Source organism: Pseudomonas sichuanensis, from assembly GCF_024749065.1.
Taxonomy (GTDB): Bacteria; Pseudomonadota; Gammaproteobacteria; order Pseudomonadales; family Pseudomonadaceae; genus Aquipseudomonas; species Aquipseudomonas sichuanensis.
Genome location: NZ_CP087185.1, coordinates 3743469 through 3761282, shown reverse-complemented (window position 1 = coordinate 3761282; position 17814 = coordinate 3743469). Strand labels below are relative to the sequence as shown.

At 63.5% G+C, this 17814-nt stretch carries 16 protein-coding genes and 1 pseudogene; 12 read left to right on the top strand and 5 right to left on the bottom strand.

Annotation, left to right across the window (positions count from 1 at the left end):
* Positions 1–47: 47 nt before the first annotated feature.
* Positions 48–1244 (top strand): MFS transporter, encoded by a 1197-nt coding sequence (locus tag LOY51_RS16945; protein ID WP_125859118.1) that lies wholly within the window; start codon positions 48–50, stop codon positions 1242–1244.
* Between the two features lie 55 nt (positions 1245–1299).
* Positions 1300–3660, top strand: coding sequence for a DNA polymerase II (locus LOY51_RS16940; protein ID WP_125859117.1), 2361 nt, complete (start codon positions 1300–1302; stop codon positions 3658–3660).
* A 42-nt stretch (positions 3661–3702) separates the two neighbouring features.
* On the opposite strand, the gene LOY51_RS16935 is transcribed toward LOY51_RS16940, so the two are convergent.
* Positions 3703–3921, bottom strand: a complete 219-nt coding sequence (locus LOY51_RS16935) for a hypothetical protein (protein ID WP_125859116.1) — start codon at positions 3919–3921, stop codon at positions 3703–3705.
* A gap of 242 nt (positions 3922–4163) precedes the next feature.
* Here LOY51_RS16935 and LOY51_RS16930 point away from each other — a divergent pair, with 242 nt between their 5' ends.
* The 4 genes and pseudogenes from LOY51_RS16930 to LOY51_RS16915 all read left to right on the top strand — a co-directional run bounded on the left by LOY51_RS16930 (position 4164) and on the right by LOY51_RS16915 (position 6760).
* Positions 4164–4727: a DUF4174 domain-containing protein gene (locus tag LOY51_RS16930; protein ID WP_125464537.1), complete on the top strand. Its 564-nt coding sequence runs from the start codon at positions 4164–4166 to the stop codon at positions 4725–4727.
* A gap of 168 nt (positions 4728–4895) precedes the next feature.
* A pseudogene (locus LOY51_RS27200) lies at positions 4896–5150 on the top strand (HvfA family oxazolone/thioamide-modified RiPP metallophore); the annotation flags it as partial.
* An 82-nt stretch (positions 5151–5232) separates the two neighbouring features.
* Entirely contained in the window at positions 5233–6066 is an 834-nt protein-coding gene (locus tag LOY51_RS16920) for an HvfB family MNIO-type RiPP peptide maturase (RefSeq protein WP_125859115.1), read from the top strand.
* Positions 6059–6760 carry an HvfC family RiPP maturation protein gene (locus tag LOY51_RS16915; protein WP_258642238.1) on the top strand — a complete coding sequence of 234 codons (702 nt, stop codon included), beginning with the start codon at positions 6059–6061 and terminating at the stop codon, positions 6758–6760. The genes LOY51_RS16920 and LOY51_RS16915 overlap by 8 nt, the downstream gene beginning before the upstream one ends.
* 25 nt (positions 6761–6785) lie before the next feature.
* Here LOY51_RS16915 and LOY51_RS16910 read toward each other — a convergent pair whose 3' ends face one another.
* Positions 6786–7742: a DMT family transporter gene (locus LOY51_RS16910; protein WP_258642235.1), complete on the bottom strand. Its 957-nt coding sequence runs from the start codon at positions 7740–7742 to the stop codon at positions 6786–6788.
* Positions 7743–7989: 247 nt separating this feature from the next.
* On the opposite strand from LOY51_RS16910, the gene LOY51_RS16905 reads away from it, so the two are divergent.
* Positions 7990–9150, top strand: a complete 1161-nt coding sequence (locus LOY51_RS16905; protein WP_125859112.1) for a GGDEF domain-containing protein — start codon at positions 7990–7992, stop codon at positions 9148–9150.
* 6 nt (positions 9151–9156) lie between these two features.
* On the opposite strand, the gene LOY51_RS16900 is transcribed toward LOY51_RS16905, so the two are convergent.
* The gene (locus LOY51_RS16900) at positions 9157–10065 is read right to left on the bottom strand and encodes a LysR family transcriptional regulator (RefSeq protein WP_258642233.1); all 909 of its coding nucleotides are present in this window, start codon (positions 10063–10065) and stop codon (positions 9157–9159) included.
* Between the two features lie 285 nt (positions 10066–10350).
* Between LOY51_RS16900 and LOY51_RS16895 the strand changes: the two genes are divergently transcribed.
* Genes LOY51_RS16895 through LOY51_RS16885 form a run of 3 tightly spaced genes read left to right on the top strand, consistent with a single transcriptional unit; the run spans position 10351 to position 13946 of the window.
* Positions 10351–11655, top strand: coding sequence for an MFS transporter (locus LOY51_RS16895; protein ID WP_125464531.1), 1305 nt, complete (start codon positions 10351–10353; stop codon positions 11653–11655).
* Positions 11656–11682: 27 nt separating this feature from the next.
* Positions 11683–12924, top strand: coding sequence for a Zn-dependent hydrolase (locus tag LOY51_RS16890; protein ID WP_258642230.1), 1242 nt, complete (start codon positions 11683–11685; stop codon positions 12922–12924).
* Entirely contained in the window at positions 12924–13946 is a 1023-nt protein-coding gene (locus tag LOY51_RS16885) for a histone deacetylase family protein (protein ID WP_258642228.1), read from the top strand. The genes LOY51_RS16890 and LOY51_RS16885 overlap by 1 nt, the downstream gene beginning before the upstream one ends.
* 98 nt (positions 13947–14044) lie before the next feature.
* Here the strand turns inward: LOY51_RS16885 and LOY51_RS16880 are convergent, their stop codons facing one another.
* A complete protein-coding gene (locus LOY51_RS16880; RefSeq protein WP_258642226.1) occupies positions 14045–14311 on the bottom strand; it encodes a hypothetical protein in 267 nt (88 codons plus the stop codon).
* On the bottom strand, positions 14308–16053 hold the full coding sequence (locus LOY51_RS16875; protein ID WP_258642224.1) for an S-type pyocin domain-containing protein: 1746 nt from the start codon (positions 16051–16053) through the stop codon (positions 14308–14310). The genes LOY51_RS16880 and LOY51_RS16875 overlap by 4 nt, the downstream gene beginning before the upstream one ends.
* 958 nt (positions 16054–17011) lie before the next feature.
* Between LOY51_RS16875 and LOY51_RS16870 the strand changes: the two genes are divergently transcribed.
* A complete protein-coding gene (locus LOY51_RS16870) occupies positions 17012–17254 on the top strand; it encodes a hypothetical protein (protein WP_258642223.1) in 243 nt (80 codons plus the stop codon).
* Between the two features lie 64 nt (positions 17255–17318).
* Positions 17319–17588, top strand: coding sequence for a DUF3077 domain-containing protein (locus tag LOY51_RS16865; protein WP_232885612.1), 270 nt, complete (start codon positions 17319–17321; stop codon positions 17586–17588).
* Positions 17589–17814 lie beyond the last annotated feature (226 nt).

The following is a 17814-nucleotide window of genomic DNA, read 5'->3' as shown; positions in this document are numbered from 1 at the left end:
CTCGGCGCCGCAAGATGCCTGCCTTGATCATTGCCCAGGACACCCCCATGAACCCTGCCTTCACCGCCGTAGAGGCGCCCGCCACCGCCACGCGACTGCCCTTGAGCGGGCTGCTGGCCCTGGCCCTGACCGGCTTCATCGCCATCCTCAGCGAAACCCTGCCCGCCGGCCTGCTCGACCAGGTGGCCAACGGCATGCACATCAGCCAGGCCATGGCCGGGCAGTGGGTTACCGCCTACGCGCTGGGCTCGTTGCTCACCGCCATCCCGCTGGTCACCCTGACCCAAGGTTGGCGGCGGCGCCGGGCGCTGCTGCTGGCCATCATCGGTTTCATCCTGTTCAACGGCCTGACCGCACTGTCCAGCGACAATCAGCTGACCTTGTTGCTGCGCTTTCTCACCGGCGCCGCCGCCGGCCTGGCCTGGGGCCTGATCGCCGGGCATGCGCGGCGCATGGTGGCACCGGCACAACAAGGCAAGGCGATGGCACTGGCCATGCTCGGCCAGCCCATCGCCTTGTCGCTGGGCCTGCCCATCGGCACCTGGCTGGGCGCCTGGCTGGGGTGGCGCGCCGCCTTCGTGGTAGTCACCCTGGCGGCCTTGCTGCTGGTGGCCTGGGTACTGCGCGCGGTGCCGGACTTCCCCGGCCAGGCCGCCGGTAAGCGCCCTTCAGCGCTGGGCGTACTGCGTACCCCAGGGGTGGCGCGGGTGCTGCTGGTGATCCTGGCGTGGATCCTCGGCCACAACATTCTCTACACCTACATCGTGCCGCTGCTGGCGGCGGCTGGCATGGGCGCCGATGTCGGCCAGGTGCTGATGACCTTCGGCCTGGCTTCACTGGCCGGCATCGCCTTGGTCGGGCTTGGCGTCGACCGCCATCTGCGCGGCCTGGTGCTGCTGTGCCTGGCCGGTTTCGCCCTGGCCACGTTGGCCCTGGGGCACACCCAGGGTTCGGCCTGGCTGGTGCATGCCAGCGTGGCCTTGTGGGGGCTCACCTACGGCGGCGCCCCGACCCTGCTGCAGACCGCCTGCGCAGACGCGGCAGGCGAGGGCGGCGATGTGGCCCAGTCGATGCTGGTGACGGTGTGGAACAGTGCGATCGCCCTGGGCGGGATCATTGGCGGGCTGCTGTTGACCGGGGCCGGGGTCGGCGCGTTCGGTGGCGTGGTGCTGGCGCTCACCGGGCTGGCCTGGCTGCTGGTGTTTGCCGGGCGCCGCGCCGGATTCGTCGCTGGCGCACGCTGATCGGCCGCTGCAGGGTGTAGAATCGCCCTCCAGCAATCCAAGCAAGGACCACGCAGTGCAGCGCCAACAGGGCTTTGTCCTCACCCGCCATTGGCACGACACGCCCGAAGGCACCAGCGTCGAGTTCTGGCTGGCCACCGACCAGGGCCCGCGCCACTTGCGCCTGGCGCCGCAACCGTCGGTGGCGTTCATCCCCGTCGCCCAGGCCGAGCATGCCCGGGTGCTGCTGGCCGGTGAGCAGGGGGTCGAGCTCAAGCCGCTGCAACTGCGTGACTTCGACCAGCGCCCGGTGCTGGGCCTGTACTGCCGCCAGCACCGTCAGTTGATCGCCCTCGACAAGCGCCTGCGCGCTGCCGGCATCGAGGTGTTCGAAGCCGATATCCGTCCGCCCGAGCGCTATCTGATGGAGCGTTTCATCACCGCCCCGGTGCGTTTCGATGGCCGGCCCGATGCCAACGGCACGCTGATCGACGCCCAGCTCAAGCCCGACCCCGACTACCGCCCGCCGCTGCGCCTGGTCTCCCTCGATATCGAGACCAGCGAGCGTGGCGAGCTGTACAGCATCGGCCTGGAAGGCTGCGGCCAGCGCACGGTGTACATGCTGGGCCCGGCCAATGGCGATGCCAGCCAGATGGATTTCGACCTGCACTACTGCGACGACCGCGCCGGGCTGATCCACTGTCTCAACCAGTGGCTGGCGCGCCACGACCCCGACGCGATCATCGGCTGGAACCTGGTGCAGTTCGACCTGCGTCTGCTGCACGAACACGCCAAGCGGCTGAACGTGCCGCTGTGCCTGGGCCGTGACGGCGCGCCGCTGCACCTGCGCGAGCATGGCAGCCGCAGCCACTTCTTCGCCGAAGCCCCCGGGCGGCTGCTGATCGATGGCATCGAGGCGCTGCGTTCAGCCACCTGGAGTTTCCCCTCGTTCAGCCTGGAGAGCGTTGCCCAGCAGTTGCTCGGCGAGGGCAAGGCCATCAGCACCCCCTACCAGCGCATGGACGAAATCAACCGCCAGTTCGCCGAGGACAAGCCGGCGCTGGCCCGCTACAACCTCAAGGACTGTGAACTGGTCACGCGGATCTTCGCCCACACCCGGCTGCTCGACTTCCTGCTGGAACGCGCCAGCGTCACCGGCCTGCCGGTGGACCGCAGTGGCGGCTCGGTGGCCGCGTTCTGTCATTTGTACATCCCGCCCATGCATCGCCTGGGCTTTGTCGCGCCCAACCTGGGCAGCCGCCCCGACGAAGCCAGCCCTGGCGGCTTCGTCATGGATTCGCGCCCGGGGCTGTACGACTCGGTGCTGGTGCTCGACTACAAGAGCCTGTACCCGTCGATCATCCGCACCTTCCTGATCGACCCGGTGGGCCTGGTCGAGGGCCTGCGCCAGCCGGACGACGCGCACTCGGTCGAGGGCTTCCGGGGCGGGCGCTTCTCGCGCAGCGAGCACTGCCTGCCGGCCATCGTCGAGCGCGTGTGGCAAGGGCGCGAGGCCGCCAAGCGCGACGGCAATGCGCCGTTGTCCCAGGCGCTGAAGATCATCATGAACGCCTTCTATGGCGTGCTCGGTTCCAGTGGTTGCCGCTTCTTCGACCCGCGCCTGGCCTCGTCGATCACCATGCGCGGCCACCAGATCATGCGCCAGACCCGGGCCCTGGTGGAGGCGCGGGGCTACGACGTGATCTACGGCGACACCGACTCCACCTTCGTCTGGCTCAAGGGCGCCCATGGCGAGGAGGCCGCGGCGCGCATCGGCCGTGCGCTGGTGGCCGAGGTCAATCAATGGTGGCGCCAGCACCTGGGCGAAACCATGGGGCTGGACAGTGCCCTGGAACTGCAGTTCGAAACCCATTACCGGCGCTTCCTGATGCCCACCATCCGCGGCACCGAAGAGGGCAGCAAGAAGCGCTACGCCGGCCTGGTACAGCGCCAGGATGGCAGCGAGGACGTGGTCTACAAGGGCCTGGAGTCGGTGCGCACCGACTGGTCGCCGCTGGCCCGGCAGTTCCAGCAGACGCTCTACGGCCGGGTGTTCCGTGGCCAGCCGTATCGCGACTACGTGCGTGAAACCGTGCAGCGCCTGCTGGCGGGCGAGGATGACGAACTGCTGGTGTACCGCAAGCGCCTGCGCCGGCCCTTGGCCGACTACCAGCGCAACGTGCCGCCCCATGTGCGCGCCGCGCGCCTGGCCGATGAATACAACGCCCGGCTGGGGCGCCCCAAGCAGTACCAGAACGGCGGCTGGATCAGTTACCTGATCACCACCTCAGGCCCCGAACCGCTGGAGAACCGCCAGTCCCCGATTGATCACCAGCACTACCTGAGCCGTCAGTTGCAGCCGGTGGCCGACGCCATCCTGCCGTTCGTGGGCGATGACTTCGCGGCGCTGACCGGCCAGCAACTGCCGCTGTTCTAGCGCCGGGGAGGGCGACACCGTCGCGGCGCCGCCCTGGATGGCTCAGCCCTTGTTGGCGTTGAGCTTGCGCAGCTCTTCGTAGGTGGCCGACTGGACGAACCAGAAGCCCGAGACGATGCACCACACCAGGCTGCCGCCGACAAAAATACCCAGCCCTTGCAGGAACCCAACGCTGAACAGGGTGATCAGAGCTACCAGCCAGATCAAGCCCAGGGAAACGTACAGCACGATGTTGTTGACGCTGATGACGAAGTCTTTCACGGGCGTATTCCTTACTGAATGTGAACAAGCGATGCCTCTCCCGAGGCGCGCGCATGCTATCACAATGCCTCCAGCCATTGGCCCGCGGGCGGTTGGACTATGCTCAGGGTGTCGCACCCCGTTACCACTCAGACATCGCAAGTTACTTTTGCCCGCGTTGTCCGCCGGGTTCGGTGGTTTAGGCTCGCATGTCGGATCTTTCGCCAGGATCTGTAGTCATGAGAATTAACAAGGAGATGCCCATGCTCGTCAGGTCACTGACCCTCGCCACCCTGTTCGCCTTCGCCGTCCCCGCATTGGCCGCCGACAGCGATGCCCCCCTGGCCAAGGAGCAGGGCAAAGCGCGGCCGCTGGTGGTGATTGCGCCCAGCAGCGCCGACCCGACCTTGCGCGGCCTCAACGAGGCCTTGAAAGACCCGGCCGTGCAGGCCGGTTTCAAGGAGCGTGGGCTGGTGCTGTACAGCGTCGCCCAGATGATGGGTAAACGTGAGGACAAGAACCTCGAACAGCAGACCACCATGGCCCTGATTCGCGAGCTGCAGCTGGGCGCCAGCAAGGGCACCAAGGTGATCCTGGTGGGCAAGGATGGCGAACGCCACGTCCTCAAGGATGATGAAAGCGGTGAAAAAATCGACCCGCAGGTGATTTTCAAGGCCGTCGACGAACTGCCGGCCAGTGAAAAGGCGGTCACTGCGCCGGAGCCGGTGGCGGTGGCACCGGCCGAACCCAAGGCCAAGGACAGCAAGCCAGGCAAGCCCGCCAAACCGGCCAAGCCTGCCGAACCGCCCAAGCCTCTGGACGACTGACCGCTCTGCCACGGCCCTCTACGCCAGCAGGGGGCCTTTCCTGTATCACTGTGTATCTGCGCCTCATCACGACCGACTGGCTTACAAAACGCCGCTCATCGCGATACACCCACGACACACCGCGCCGTTTCAATGGCTCCACTTTCCAACCACAAGTGGAGCGACACCATGAAATCGACCCCCAAGACCCTCAGCCTGCTCGGCGCCACCCTGCTCGGTGGCCTGGTTCTGGGCAACAGTGCGTTTGCCGTTGAACCCTTGAGCCAGGGCTACCAGCTGGCAGCGGCCAAGGCCGCCGGTGAAGGCAAATGCGGCGAGGGCAAATGCGGCGGCAGCGGCAAGGCCAGCCAGGCCGAAGGCAAGTGTGGCGCTGACGCGAAGGCCGACAAGGCAGAGGGCAAGTGCGGCGAAGGCAAGTGCGGCGCCGAAGGCAAAGGTAAAGCCTGACCCCCCTTGCTGTAGCGTGGCGCCTTGGGGCGCCGCGCGCTTTTCTGGAGGCTGACCCATGAATTCGCAACCTTTGCACACAGGCCTCGGCCTACGTCGCGGCCTGCTCCCTGAGTTACTGGCGATGCCGGCCGGCGCGGTCGATTTTCTGGAATGCGCCCCGGAGAACTGGATCGGGGTCGGCGGTGTTTACGGTCAGGGCCTGGCGCAGCTGGCCGAGCGCTTCGCCATTGCCTGCCACGGCCTGTCATTGTCGTTGGGCGGCACCGCGCCGCTGGACGTCGCCTTTCTCGCCCGCACCCGGCAGTTTCTCGACCGTTACCAGGTGCGCCTGTACAGCGAGCACCTGAGCTACTGCAGTGACGACGGCCATCTCTACGACCTGATGCCGATCCCGTTCACCGACGAGGCCGTGCGACACGTGGCGGCACGTATCCGCCAGGCCCAGGACCTGCTGGGCCGGCGCATTGCGGTCGAGAACATCAGCTATTACGCCGCCCCCTACCAGGCCATGAGCGAACTGCAGTTCATCCGCGCGGTGCTCGACGAGGCCGATTGCGACCTGCTGCTGGACGTCAACAACGTCTTCGTCAATGCCTGCAACCACCGCTATGACGCCCAGGCGTTCCTCGCCGGCATCCCCCGCGAGCGGGTGGTGGGCATGCATGTGGCGGGGCATTACGACGAAGCACCGGACCTCAAGGTCGATACCCATGGCGCCCCGGTCAAGGCGGATGTGTGGGCCTTGTTCGCCAGCGCCTGCCAGCGTTTCGGCGCCCACCCTACGGTGCTCGAGCGCGACTTCAACTACCCGCCGCTGGCCGAGCTGCTGGCCGAGACGGCGCAGATCCGCGCCCTGCAACAGCGCCACGGAGCACCTTGCCATGCCTGAAACCCTGCGCGAGCAACAGTTCACCCTGGCCCGGCACCTGCGCGACCCGGCCGCCAACCCGCCACCGCCGGGTATCGAGGCGCGGCGCCTGAAGGTCTATCGCGAGCTGTTCTACGGCGCTATCGAAAGCCTGCTGACCGGCAGTTTCCCGGTGTTGCGGCAAACCCTCGGCGAGAAGCGCTGGCATGCCCGGGTACACGACTTCTACGCCAACTACCGCAGCCAGACACCGCTGTTCACCGAAATCGCCGAGGCGTTCATCGATTACCTGCAAGGCATCGACCTCGATACGCCCTGGCAACTGGAACTGGCGCATTACGAATGGGTCGAGGCGCAACTGTACCTGAGCGATGCGCAAGACCCGCCCCATCACCCCGACGGCGACCTGCTGGCCGGCGAACCCTTGCTGTCCTGTGTGGCCCGCGTGTTGGCCTATCGTTGGCCGGTGGAGCGCATCGGCCCGGACTTTCAGCCGAGCGAAGCGCCCGAGACACCGACCCTGCTGCTGGTGTACCGCGATATCGACCTGCAGGTTCGCTTCGCTCGCCTGGCGCCATTGGCCTGGCAATTGCTGGTTGGTTTGCCGGGCACTGGAAGGCAACGCCTGCGTGCACTGGGCAAGGACGAAGCGGACGGCCTGGCGCTGCTGGAGCAGTTGCGCGGGCAGGGTGTCATCGTCGGGACCAGGCTTTGAGGCGGCTGCCGGCGCTGGGGCGCGTCTACACCTCGGCCTGCTTGCCCGGCGCCACGGCTTCGGCTTTTTTCGCAGGCTTCAAGCGCGACACCGCGAACAACACCACAGCCAGCCCGATCACCTGGTACAGCGAAACCGCCTCGCCCAGGATCGCCCATGACGCCAGCACCGTCAGTACCGGCCCCAGGTTGCCCACTGCCGCAGTGTGGGTAGGCCCCAGGCGCTGGATCGCCAAGGCCACCCAGTAGATTGGCAGCACCGTGGAAAACAGCGCCATCATTGCCGCATTCCCCCATACCGCCCCAGGCAGCTCGAACAGTGGCGCCACCTCGGCCACCGACAGGTAATGGGCCAGCACCATCAGCGACGAGGCCGTGCCGCACAACCCGGCCAGGCGCATCGAGCCCATGCGTTTGAGCATCACCCCGGTGCCGGCGTAATACAGCGCATAGGTCACCGCGCTGGCAAACACCCACAACGCGCCAAGCACCACCTGGCTGCCCATCCCAGTGACGCTGATGTCGTGGACAAATGCGATACCCAGCCCCAGGTAGCACAGGCCCATGGCCGCCAGGGTGCGCAGGGTGGGGCGCTCGCGCTGGGCAACGGCCTGGATCAGCAGCACCAGGGTTGGGTAGGTGAACAGGATCAGCCGCTCCAGCCCGGCGCTGATGTACTGCAAGCCGTAGAAGTCGAACAGGCTCGCCAGGTAATAACCGAACAGCCCGAGCAGCGCCACGCGCAGCCCGTCCCCAGGCGTGAGCGCGCTACCGCCTTGCTTGCGACTGAACCACACAAGCCAAGCGAACAACGGCAAGGACATGGCCATGCGCAGCGCCAGCAGGCTGATCGCATCCACAGGCCCCGCGGCGTAGGCGAGCTTGACGAAGATTGCCTTGAAGCTGAAACCCAGCGCCGCGAGCGCGGCGTAGAGGCTGCCATTGGCAAGGGCGCGGTGGAGCGGGGCGGGCAGGCGGGGCATGGCGGGTCCGTAGCGAAATGAGTACTGGCCAACGATGTGCCGGCCGACAAGCGTTTCGACCATAACCTGTCGCACTCCACAAATCACCCAGCGCCGCACTTAGCACAGCGAGCCAGTCTGCTGCGACCTGCGTTCGCATGCATGAATCGGATGAGTGCCATCATTTGAATGGCAATCCTCCTGCGAAAACCCCTACGAACGCATACAATCCTTCCTTTAAAAACGTAAGACACAGGCTACCCCGTTCATGGCGTTCGACGCTTCCACCATCCTCACGCTCACCATCGCCCTTGCGGCTGCCGCCGCCCTGTACCTGGCGGTGGAGTGGAGCAGCGTGCGCGAGTCTTCGCTGCTGTGCTGGAGCGCCAGCTTCGCCATCATCAGCGTCGGTTCTTCCCTGGCACTGCTGCGCAGCAGTGGCTACCTGTTCATTGGCGTGTGGTTTGCCAACGGCATGTTGATCAGCGCCCACTGGCTGTTCCTGCTGGGTGTGTCGCGTTTCACCGAAACGCGCCTGTCGCGGGCCTGGTACCTGATCATCCCGGCCTGGCTCGCCATGTTGCTGTTGCCGGACTGGCCGCAGTGGTCGAAGACCTTGCTGGTGGTCCAGTCAAGCATGATCGCGCTGCTCACCCTGCAGGCCAGCTGGCTGCTGCGTCCCCATGGCAAATCGTTCAGCGTCGGCGCGGTGCAGCTGCGTTACATCCTGCTGTTCCACGGCCTGTTCTACCTGGCCAAGACCCTGCCGGCACTGCTGCCGGGCACGCTGATCGACCTCAGTGCCTTCCGTGGCCAGATCATCCAGGTCTCCCTGGTGGAAGGCGCGATGGCGATCATGCTGATCGCCCTGTCGATGACCGGCACCGTGCGCTACCGCCGCGAAGAGCGCATCGAGCGCCTGGCCGCGCGCGACCCACTGACCGCGCTGTACAACCGCCGTGCCCTGGAAGTGCGGGCGCCGGCCCTGTTCAAGGACGTCGCGCCAGAGCGCCCCGGCGCCTTGCTGCTGATCGACATCGACCACTTCAAACTGGTAAACGACTTGCACGGGCATGGCGCCGGCGATCGCCTGTTGATCGCCCTGAGCGAGATGATCCGAAGCTTGCTGCCGGAGCGGGCGATTGCTGCGCGGTTGGGTGGCGACGAGTTCGTGATCCTGCTGGCCGATGCGTCACGGGGACGTATCGAGGCATTGGCCGAGGCCTTGCGCCAGCAGTTCCAGCACACGGCCGCGCACGCCTGCGCTACCCCCGAAGCGGTGACCCTGAGCATCGGTGCCCACCTGTTCGACCGCCCGCCGGCCAGCCTGGCGGCACTGATCGAGCAGGGCGACCGGTTGCTGTATGCGTCCAAGCGAGCCGGGCGCAACAGCTTGCAGTTGATGGATGGATCGCGCAGCACTGTCTGACCAGGCTCAGATCAGGCCATTTTGCAGTGCCTCGATGAAGGCGCTTTCCGCGCGGCTCAGCCGCTGTTCGCGGTTCCACAGCAGGTGAATATCCACATCGGCGATCCCTTCCAGCGGCGGCAGCTTCCACAAAAGCCCCGCCGCCACATCCGCCGCCACCACATGCTCGGGCAGGCAGCCGATGCCAAAACCAGCGATCACCAGGCGCCGCACTTCCTCCAGGCTCGGCGATGAGGCGACGATGCGCCCGGCAAAGCCTTGCTGGTCACGGAAGATGGTCAGCGGCGAGAGCATCCCGCCGATCTGGTCACTGGTGAAGCTGACGAAATTCTCCCGCTGCAGGTCGCTCTGCTGTTGGCCGAACAGGGCATGGTGCTTGCCGCAGAAGAACGCGTAGCGCTGGCGCAGGAACAGGCGTTGCTCCAGGCGCGGCTGTGGCCGGCGGTTGAGGCTGAGCCCGGCGGTGGCGGTCTTTTCCTGCAGCGCCGCGACGATGTCCGAGCTGCGCATCACGTCGATTTCCAGCTCCACCCGCGGGTGCTGGCGGTGGAAGTCTGCCAGGCAGTCGTCGAGGCGTTCGCTGACGACACGGCTGATCATCAGCAGGCGCACCTTGCCCACCAGTTCGTCCGCCGGTTGCTCCAGCAGCCCACCGATCTGCGACATCTGCCCGTACACCTCGCCGGCCAGTTCGAACAATTGCTCGCCCACCTCGGTGAGCACAAAGCGCGGCCCACGGCGGGCGATGAGCTGGCGCCCGAGTTGCTCTTCCAGGCGCTTGAGCGCCTGGCTTACTGCCGGTTGCGTCAGGTGCAGGCGGGCGGCGGCGCGGCTGATCGACAGCTCCTGGCCGATTACTCGGAAGGTACGCAGCAGGTTCCAGTCGAGTCGGTCGTTGAGCAGGCGGTCGGGCATGGTGGGCTCTTTATAAGCAGGGTTAATACTTCGAATAATAAATAGAAAATTGACTAATCATAGGGGCGGGCCGAAAAATCGCAGTCATTGAAGCGCAGGCCTGCCAGTTCGGTGTCGCTTGCTTCGCGGGTGAACCCGCTCCCACAGGGTAGGCGCAAGACCTGTGGGAGCGGGTTTACCCGCGAAGCAGGCAACTCGACCCTTCAGGTCCGCACTGCGAAGCGCCACAAGAGCGCAAACCGTGTCCCCAACTCCTGCCAGAACAACAAACAAAGGAGCCACCCCATGAAGCCCGCCGCTTCGCCCCAACCCCGCCGCGCCGCCGCCGCCGCGTTCATCGGCACCATGATCGAGTGGTACGACTTCTACATCTATGCCACCGCCGCCGCCTTGGTGTTCGGGGCCTTGTTCTTCCCCTCCGACAACAGCCTGTTCAGCACCATGGCCGCCTTCGGCACCTTCGCCGTGGGCTTTTTTGCCCGGCCTTTGGGCGGCATCGTCTTCGGCCATGTGGGCGACCGCATCGGCCGCAAGAAATCCCTGGTGATCACCCTGGTGATGATGGGCGTGGTCACCGTGTGCATCGGCCTGCTGCCGACCTACGCGCAGATTGGCGCCACCGCGCCGGTGCTGCTGATCGTGCTGCGGGTGGTCCAGGGCATCGCCGTGGGTGGCGAGTGGGGCGGGGCGGTGCTGATGGCCGGCGAGCATGCGCCCAAGGGCCGGCGCAATTTCTTCGCCTCGTTCGCCCAGCTGGGCAGCCCGGCCGGCCTGATCCTCTCGCTGCTGGCCTTCGGCGTGGTCACCCGCCTGCCGGAAGAGGATCTGATGAGCTGGGGCTGGCGCGTGCCGTTCCTGGCCAGCGCGGCCCTGTTGCTGGTGGGCCTGGCGATTCGCCTGGGGGTCAATGAGTCGCCCGAGTTCCTCGCCAGTCGCGAGCAGGCGCACAAGGCGCAGCGCAAGGAGCAGGCACCGGTGCTGGAGGTGCTGCGCACTGCCTGGCGCCCGCTGCTGCTGTGCATTGGCGCCAATACCCTGGGCATCGCCGGGGTCTATTTCACCAACACCTTCATGATCAGCTACACCACCCAGCAACTGCACCTGGAGCGCTCGCTGATCCTCGAATGCCTGTTCTTTGTGGCGGTCATCCAGTTCTGCGTGCAGCCGCTGGCCGCCTGGTTGTCAGAGAAGCTCGGCGCCACGCGCTTCCTGGCCCTGGTGGCGCTGCTGGCGATGGCCTCGCCGTACCCGATGTTCGTGCTGGTCGGCAGCGGCCAGGCCTCGCTGATCGTGCTCGGCATCGCCCTGGCGGCGGCGTGCATGGCCTCGTTCTACGCGGTGATCGCCGGCTACGTCAGTGGCATGTTCGAAACCCGCGTGCGTTACACCGCGATCTCCCTGGCCTATCAGGTGTGCGGCGCCATCGCTGGAGGCCTGACCCCGCTGATCGGCGCCTGGCTGGCCCACAGTTTCACCGGCCAGTGGTGGCCGATGGCGCTGTTCTACAGCCTGATCGCCTGTATTTCCCTGGTCTGTGTACTGGCCCTGGCACGCCAGTACAGCCGCAGCCAGCAGCTTGAACTGGCCTGATTCCCTGATTTGTCTGGAGTACCTGCAATGTTGAAAAGCAACGGCGAACGCCTGTGGGCGAGCCTGATGGCCATGGCCGAAGTCGGCGCCACCGCCCGTGGCGGTAGCTGCCGCCTGGCTTTGAGCGACGAGGACAAGGCCGGTCGCGAACTGTTCGGCCACTGGTGCCGCGAGGCCGGGCTGAGCCTGAGCGTGGACGCCATCGGCAACCTGTTCGCCCGCCGCGAGGGCGTCGAAACGGATGCTGCGCCGGTGATGATGGGCAGCCACCTCGACACCCAGCCCGAGGGCGGTCGCTTCGACGGTGTGTATGGCGTGCTGGCCGGGCTGGAAGTGGTGCGGCGCCTCAACGACCTCGGCATCCGCACCCGCAAGCCGCTGGAGATCGCGGTGTGGACCAACGAGGAGGGCGCCCGTTTCACCCCGGCCATGTTCGGCTCGGCGGTGTTCACCGGCAGCCTCGACCTGCAGCAGGCCCTGGCGATCCGCGATGCCGACGGCGTCAGCGTGGCCGATGAACTGGCGCGCACCGGTTACGCCGGCCAGCGCCCGCTGGGTGGCAAGGTGGACGCCTATTTCGAGGCCCATATCGAGCAGGGCCCGATCCTCGAGGACAACGCCAAGGCGATCGGCGTGGTCAGCGGCGGCCAGGCCATACGCTGGCTCGACGTGACCGTCGAAGGCATGGCCTCCCATGCCGGCACCACGCCGATGGCGCTGCGCAAGGACGCCCTGTACGGCGTGGCGCGGATGATCCAGGCTGTCGAGCAACTGGCCGGCGCCTTTGCCCCCGAGGGCCTGACCACCGTGGGCGAGCTGGACATCGCCAAATCCTCGCGCAATACCATCCCCGGCCTGGTGCGTTTCACCCTCGACCTGCGTCACCACCGCGACGAGGCCATCGAGGCCATGGAGCGTAATATCGGCTTGCAGTTGCAGGCCATTGCCCGTCAGCGCGGCCTCAAGGTCACGGTCGAACGCCATTGGGTCAGCCCGGCCACGCCGTTCGACGCCGATTGCGTGGCGGCGGTGCAGCACGCCGTGGACGGGCTGGGCTACAGCCAGCAAGCCATCGTCAGCGGCGCCGGCCACGACGCCATCCTGCTGGCGCGCTACTGCCCGACGGCAATGGTGTTCATCCCTTGCGTCGGCGGCCTGAGCCACAACGAGGCCGAGGACGTGTTGCCCGAAGACGCCCGCCAGGGCGCCGACGTACTGCTCAATGCCGTGCTGGCCCGTGCCGGCCAGGTTGCCGAAGGAGACGCCTGATGCGCTGCTATTTCCACCCTGAACAGCTGCTGCACCACCCGCGCAGTTACTACTCCCGCGGTGCCATGCGCACCCCGCAGGAAGTCCCCGAGCGCGCTCAGCGCCTGCTGCAGGCCGCCAAGGGCCTGGGCTTTGACATTCGCCAGCCTGACGACGCAGGTCTTGCGCCACTGAAGGCCGTGCACGGCGAGGCGTACCTGCGCTTTCTCGAAGAAGCCCATGCACGCTGGAAGGAAGTGCCTGAGGATTGGGGCGACGAAGTCATGTCCAACATCTTCGTCCGCGAGCCCAACGCCCTGCGCGGCATCCTCGCCCAGGCCGGGCGCTACCTGGCCGACGGCAGTTGCCCGGTGGGCGAGTACACCTGGCGCTCGGCCTATTGGTCGGCGCAGAGTGCCGTTGCCGGGGCCAGGGCGATACTCGACGGCGAGCCCGCTGCCTACGCCTTGTGTCGCCCGCCAGGGCACCATGCGCGCTTCGATGCTGCGGGCGGCTTCTGCTACCTCAACAACGCCGCTGTCGCCGCCCAGGCCCTGCGCAGCCGTTACAGCCGGGTAGCGATCCTCGACACCGACATGCACCACGGCCAGGGCATCCAGGAGATCTTCTACGACCGCAGTGATGTGCTGTATGTCTCGGTGCATGGCGACCCGACCAATTTCTACCCGGGCGTCGCCGGTTTCGAGGACGAGCGCGGCAGTGGTGCTGGGGAGGGGTACAACCTCAACCTACCCATGGCCCACGGTGCCAGTGAGGCCGACTTCATGGGCCAATTGGAGGTGGCGCTGGATGCGGTGAAGGACTTTGGTGCCGAAGTGCTGGTGTTGTCGCTGGGGTTCGATATCTACGAGTTGGACCCGCAGAGCAAGGTGGCGGTGACCACTGAAGGTTTTGCCCGGTTGGGTGAGCAGATTCGTGGGTTGCGTTTGCCGTGTCTGATCGTGCAGGAGGGCGGGTATCACCTGGAGAGTCTGGAGGCGAATGCGCGGGCGTTTTTTGCGAATAGGAGGGATTGGGGTTAATTAATAGACTGTTCGATAGATTGTTAAATTCACAGACCTCTATAGTGAACGAGGCGCGTGAGGTCTGTGAGAGGTTATTTATAAAAAATTGGCGGCTTTTAAAGCGTGTATTTGTTGTCCAGCATAAATTGTGGAGCTTTCCAGTTTGGGCCTTTGGTGTGTTTGCCACCTTTCGATTCTATAAGGCCTTCGGCTATCATATTATTAACAAGTTCAATGAGCCTCATGTTGTTATTTATGTGGGGCCAGTTGTTCAGGCTGTAAAGCCTGTCAAGCCTAGGGTGGTCGATCCCGTTATTTTTGGTTAGGAATAAAATAACATCGACGGGCTTTTCATTTACTATGATGTCATTGATCGTGTTCATTTGTTTTCTCGGGCGGATTGTAGAGTGTCTGCTTCAACAGCTTCGGGAGTGTAAAGTAGCTCGAAATCAGAACTGAGCCCATAATCTTCAAGCGTGGCGGTGTGTGTGTTGTTCCATGTTCCAGTTTCAATGCCGGGGCTCATGTTATCAGCGATGCCAAGGCGGCGATACCGTTCCAGCTCCCTGATTTCGTGCGTGTAAAAGCGTTTGTCAGTGTCAGTTGCTTCTATCGAGCCCTGTAGGATTTTTGTAAGCCTATCGAGCATTATTTCGTTTGCGTCGGAAGGATCGAGCCGGCTCGTGTGTAGCCTTGCGAGGTCAATGCCTGCCTGAGTGATAATTGCTTCCCGCCAGTCAAGTATTTCGATAGGGCCTCCAGACTCATCTGGGTTGTAAAGGCGTCCGCTATATTGGCCTCGTGTTGTGGCGCCTGGATAAGGCGAGCTGAAGACGACGTATAGCGGTGGTAGTCCTGAATCTGCAGGGAAACAGTAAATACAGTCTTTGGATTTCGACCTTGCAGAGGCGGGGAACGGTGTTGTTGTTATGATCTCGGGTAGAAGTTTTACCCCAGTGTAGGGGTTGGCAGGAATCGGTTCTAAAGGGGAGGTTGTAGATGAGGTGTCATGAGGATGTATGGGGAATATAAGCTTTGTGGGGAACTCACTGGAGGGGAGAGACACGTAGCTGTTACGTACCCGGTCTAGAACGAGAGGTCGTACTGGGATCTTGTTTGTCGAACCGGCAGAAGTTGGCGGTTTTATAAGGCTGTAGGTGCCGGAGTCCGGGTGGACTCTGATCGGTAGCTCCAGTTCTCCATAGTTCGCAGCAATGTCATTGATGTCCTGCGGGATGCGAGGGAGCAGCAGTTCGGCGGGAATGCTCAGTGCGGAGTCGTGGTAGAGATCTGAATTCCCCAGTTCAGGGGCGTAAAGAATACCGCCTGCAAAAAGCTTAAAAAAACGAGTCGCTGCAGCTTCGCCTAGAGCTGTCAATAGGCGGCCTGCTTCCAGTAGCTTAGTTGCTGTGCTCCTGGGGGTTTCGTATGTCGCAATAGAGCCTTGAGTTGTGCTTAACTGCAGGGCAGGGGTGAGGCTGAAACTGATGGCGTTGCTGTGTTGTACTTGCTGTTCTCGCTCTTTTGATGCGGCAATAAGTTGAAGGTTGGTTCTCTCAAGGTCTTTGTTGAGTTTGGGTAGGCAGCGTTCTAGTACGATTTCTATTTGCGCTGAAGTAATGCTCTCTAATAGCTTGTGTGTCCAGGTCTGGAGTTCAAAAAAATCGTCCTCGGTATCATATATGTCTACGAGAATTAAAAACCATTGGCCTGGGCTGCGGTCGCTTTGGGCGTAGATATGTTTTCCGGTGAACTGTTTGGCGTGTCGGCCCATTCGGCCAGTTATTTTGGCGCGAAGGTCTATTAGAAATTCCCTTTTTGCGTAAAGCCTGCTTATAGTGTTGGAGTAGGTTTCATTGATTTTTATTTTTTGTCGAATTACATATTCCTCGTACCCTGGTGTTCCTGCTGGGCGTGTGGCTTCGACTTTGCTGATGATGTCCTGGGTAATGCTTATAGCGTTGGCTCTTAGTCCGTCGATTGAAAGTCCTGATATGTCTGGTAATGGTATTGGGTATGTGAATGGAATGTCCCATGAAATGATATGTTCGAAATCATACGAGAACGGATCTGTCGAGTATATTTCTTGAAGCTCTGACTGTGTCAGTAATGTGCGTGAGGGCACTGCTCTCTCCTTTTGGGTGGTTTTGGAGAGAACGATGGTGGTTTTATTGATAAGGGTGAATGTGGAAATAATTCCCTGGTTTACTTGTTCTGGTTGAAACTGTTTTGGTCATGCTGCAAGTAGAGGTGTGTCGGAAGTGGCTGAACTTTAGCGGGGTGTTAAAACATTTCGCTGTAGAAGTTTTAATTCTGGCGCGGAGGCGGGTGTTAGGACTTGGTTCTTTAAGGGGCAGGATTAAGTGTGGTCGGAGGTGTGGCGTTCAAGGGCCGGTCTTGAAATCGCATGTGGGCCACCAGGTGCCAGGCGACAGTCTTGCAGCGCTCTTGAGATCGAGCGCCGCCCGCGCGGCGCTTCGCGGGTAAACCCGCTCCCACAGTTTGTTTCGGGCCAGTCTCTCCTGGGCCTTTACCTGGTCCGCCTTGTTGGTACGACGCGGTTTCAGTGTGGGCGTTGCCGCCGCACCACATGACTCAAGGCATGCACCAAGGCAGGCGCCGGTACTTTCACAGGAGTAATTGGCCCGAAACAAACTGTGGGAGCGGGTTTACCCGCGAAGCGCCGCGCGGGCGGCGCTCGATCTCAAGGGCGCTGCAAATCTGTCGCCTGGCACCTTGCCGCCCACATGCAATCTGCAGCCAGGCCCTTGCCAGCCCCAGCCTATCAATCAGATTTCACACCTTCCCTGTAGTCCATTTCCCAAAGATAATGCCCGCGCACTTTTTTCGTTGCGGTGGCAATTTCCGCCTACTAGTCTCGCCGGGTCGCTGCACATCAGCGACATGGCTTTGACAGGCCGCTACGGGGTGATCGCATGGCTAGTCCTTCAACGGCGGCTGTGCGTAGGGCACGCTCGCGTGCGCCGGTTACTGATCAACTCCGCCGGTCTGTCAACCTACGTACAGCTGTCACCACCTGTTTGACAGCAGGTTGGTGGTAGCCCGACCCAAGGAGTAGATCAATGCTTAAAATTGTCCCCGACCCACCCCATTCCCACGCCTTCCTCGAAGACACCCTGGTCCAGATCAGCGAACACCTGCACTGCGCCCTGGCCGTCGCCCATCAATCCGTCCTGCTCTGCACCAAGTCCCCCGGCTCGATGCTGATGCTGGCCGCCGTGCACGAGATGGAAACGCTGTGCTCGCTGCTGGAATCGGCACTGGCGCAGGTGCAACGGGCGGCGATGCCGCAGCCCTTGCATTGAGGCCGAGCCCGTTCGCCAGCGAACGGGCCGCCACACCCAACGCAATGACTTCGAGGATTACGGCATGACCACGGACAACCCAACACCTCCCACCACTGCCGGCAAGACCCGCTTCTGCCAGGGGCAAGACAGTCCCCAGCCGCTGTTTCGCATCGAACCGGGCATACCCTGCAATCACGCCCGCGAACAGGCTTCTGAACTGCTGGACTGCGTGCGCCACCTGACCCTGCTCGGGGTCATGGAGGAAGACCCGCGCATGGTCTGGGCGGCGTATTACCTGAGCGCCATGGCCAAGGCGTTGCTCGATGACGCCGAGCTGGGCTTGGCGCATTGAGTCGGTAATAGGGGCCGCTGAGTGGCCAATCGCCGGCAAGGTGTTCGCCGGAATCTTTGCAGCGCCTATAAGATCGAGCGCCGCCCGCGCGGCGCTTCGCGGGTAAACCCGCTCCCACATCTGTTGCAACGTGCCGAACCTGTGAGGCCATGGTTGCCAGCCTTGGCGCATGGCGTGAGTCAGGCGGGGCGGCAGAAGCGCTGCCGGCGATGAAAGCGAGGCGGGT

Excerpts from the sequence above, each read along its gene's own strand:
- LOY51_RS16945 (WP_125859118.1), top strand. The coding sequence starts at position 48 with ATGAACCCTGCCTTCACCGCCGTAGAGGCGCCCGCCACCGCCACGCGA.
- LOY51_RS16930 (WP_125464537.1), top strand. The coding sequence starts at position 4,164 with ATGCTCGTCAGGTCACTGACCCTCGCCACCCTGTTCGCCTTCGCCGTC.
- LOY51_RS16920 (WP_125859115.1), top strand. The coding sequence starts at position 5,233 with ATGAATTCGCAACCTTTGCACACAGGCCTCGGCCTACGTCGCGGCCTG.
- LOY51_RS16915 (WP_258642238.1), top strand. The coding sequence starts at position 6,059 with ATGCCTGAAACCCTGCGCGAGCAACAGTTCACCCTGGCCCGGCACCTG.
- LOY51_RS16910 (WP_258642235.1), bottom strand. The coding sequence starts at position 7,742 with ATGCCCCGCCTGCCCGCCCCGCTCCACCGCGCCCTTGCCAATGGCAGC.
- LOY51_RS16905 (WP_125859112.1), top strand. The coding sequence starts at position 7,990 with ATGGCGTTCGACGCTTCCACCATCCTCACGCTCACCATCGCCCTTGCG.
- LOY51_RS16900 (WP_258642233.1), bottom strand. The coding sequence starts at position 10,065 with ATGCCCGACCGCCTGCTCAACGACCGACTCGACTGGAACCTGCTGCGT.
- LOY51_RS16895 (WP_125464531.1), top strand. The coding sequence starts at position 10,351 with ATGAAGCCCGCCGCTTCGCCCCAACCCCGCCGCGCCGCCGCCGCCGCG.
- LOY51_RS16890 (WP_258642230.1), top strand. The coding sequence starts at position 11,683 with ATGTTGAAAAGCAACGGCGAACGCCTGTGGGCGAGCCTGATGGCCATG.
- LOY51_RS16885 (WP_258642228.1), top strand. The coding sequence starts at position 12,924 with ATGCGCTGCTATTTCCACCCTGAACAGCTGCTGCACCACCCGCGCAGT.
- LOY51_RS16880 (WP_258642226.1), bottom strand. The coding sequence starts at position 14,311 with ATGAACACGATCAATGACATCATAGTAAATGAAAAGCCCGTCGATGTT.
- LOY51_RS16870 (WP_258642223.1), top strand. The coding sequence starts at position 17,012 with ATGCTTAAAATTGTCCCCGACCCACCCCATTCCCACGCCTTCCTCGAA.
- LOY51_RS16865 (WP_232885612.1), top strand. The coding sequence starts at position 17,319 with ATGACCACGGACAACCCAACACCTCCCACCACTGCCGGCAAGACCCGC.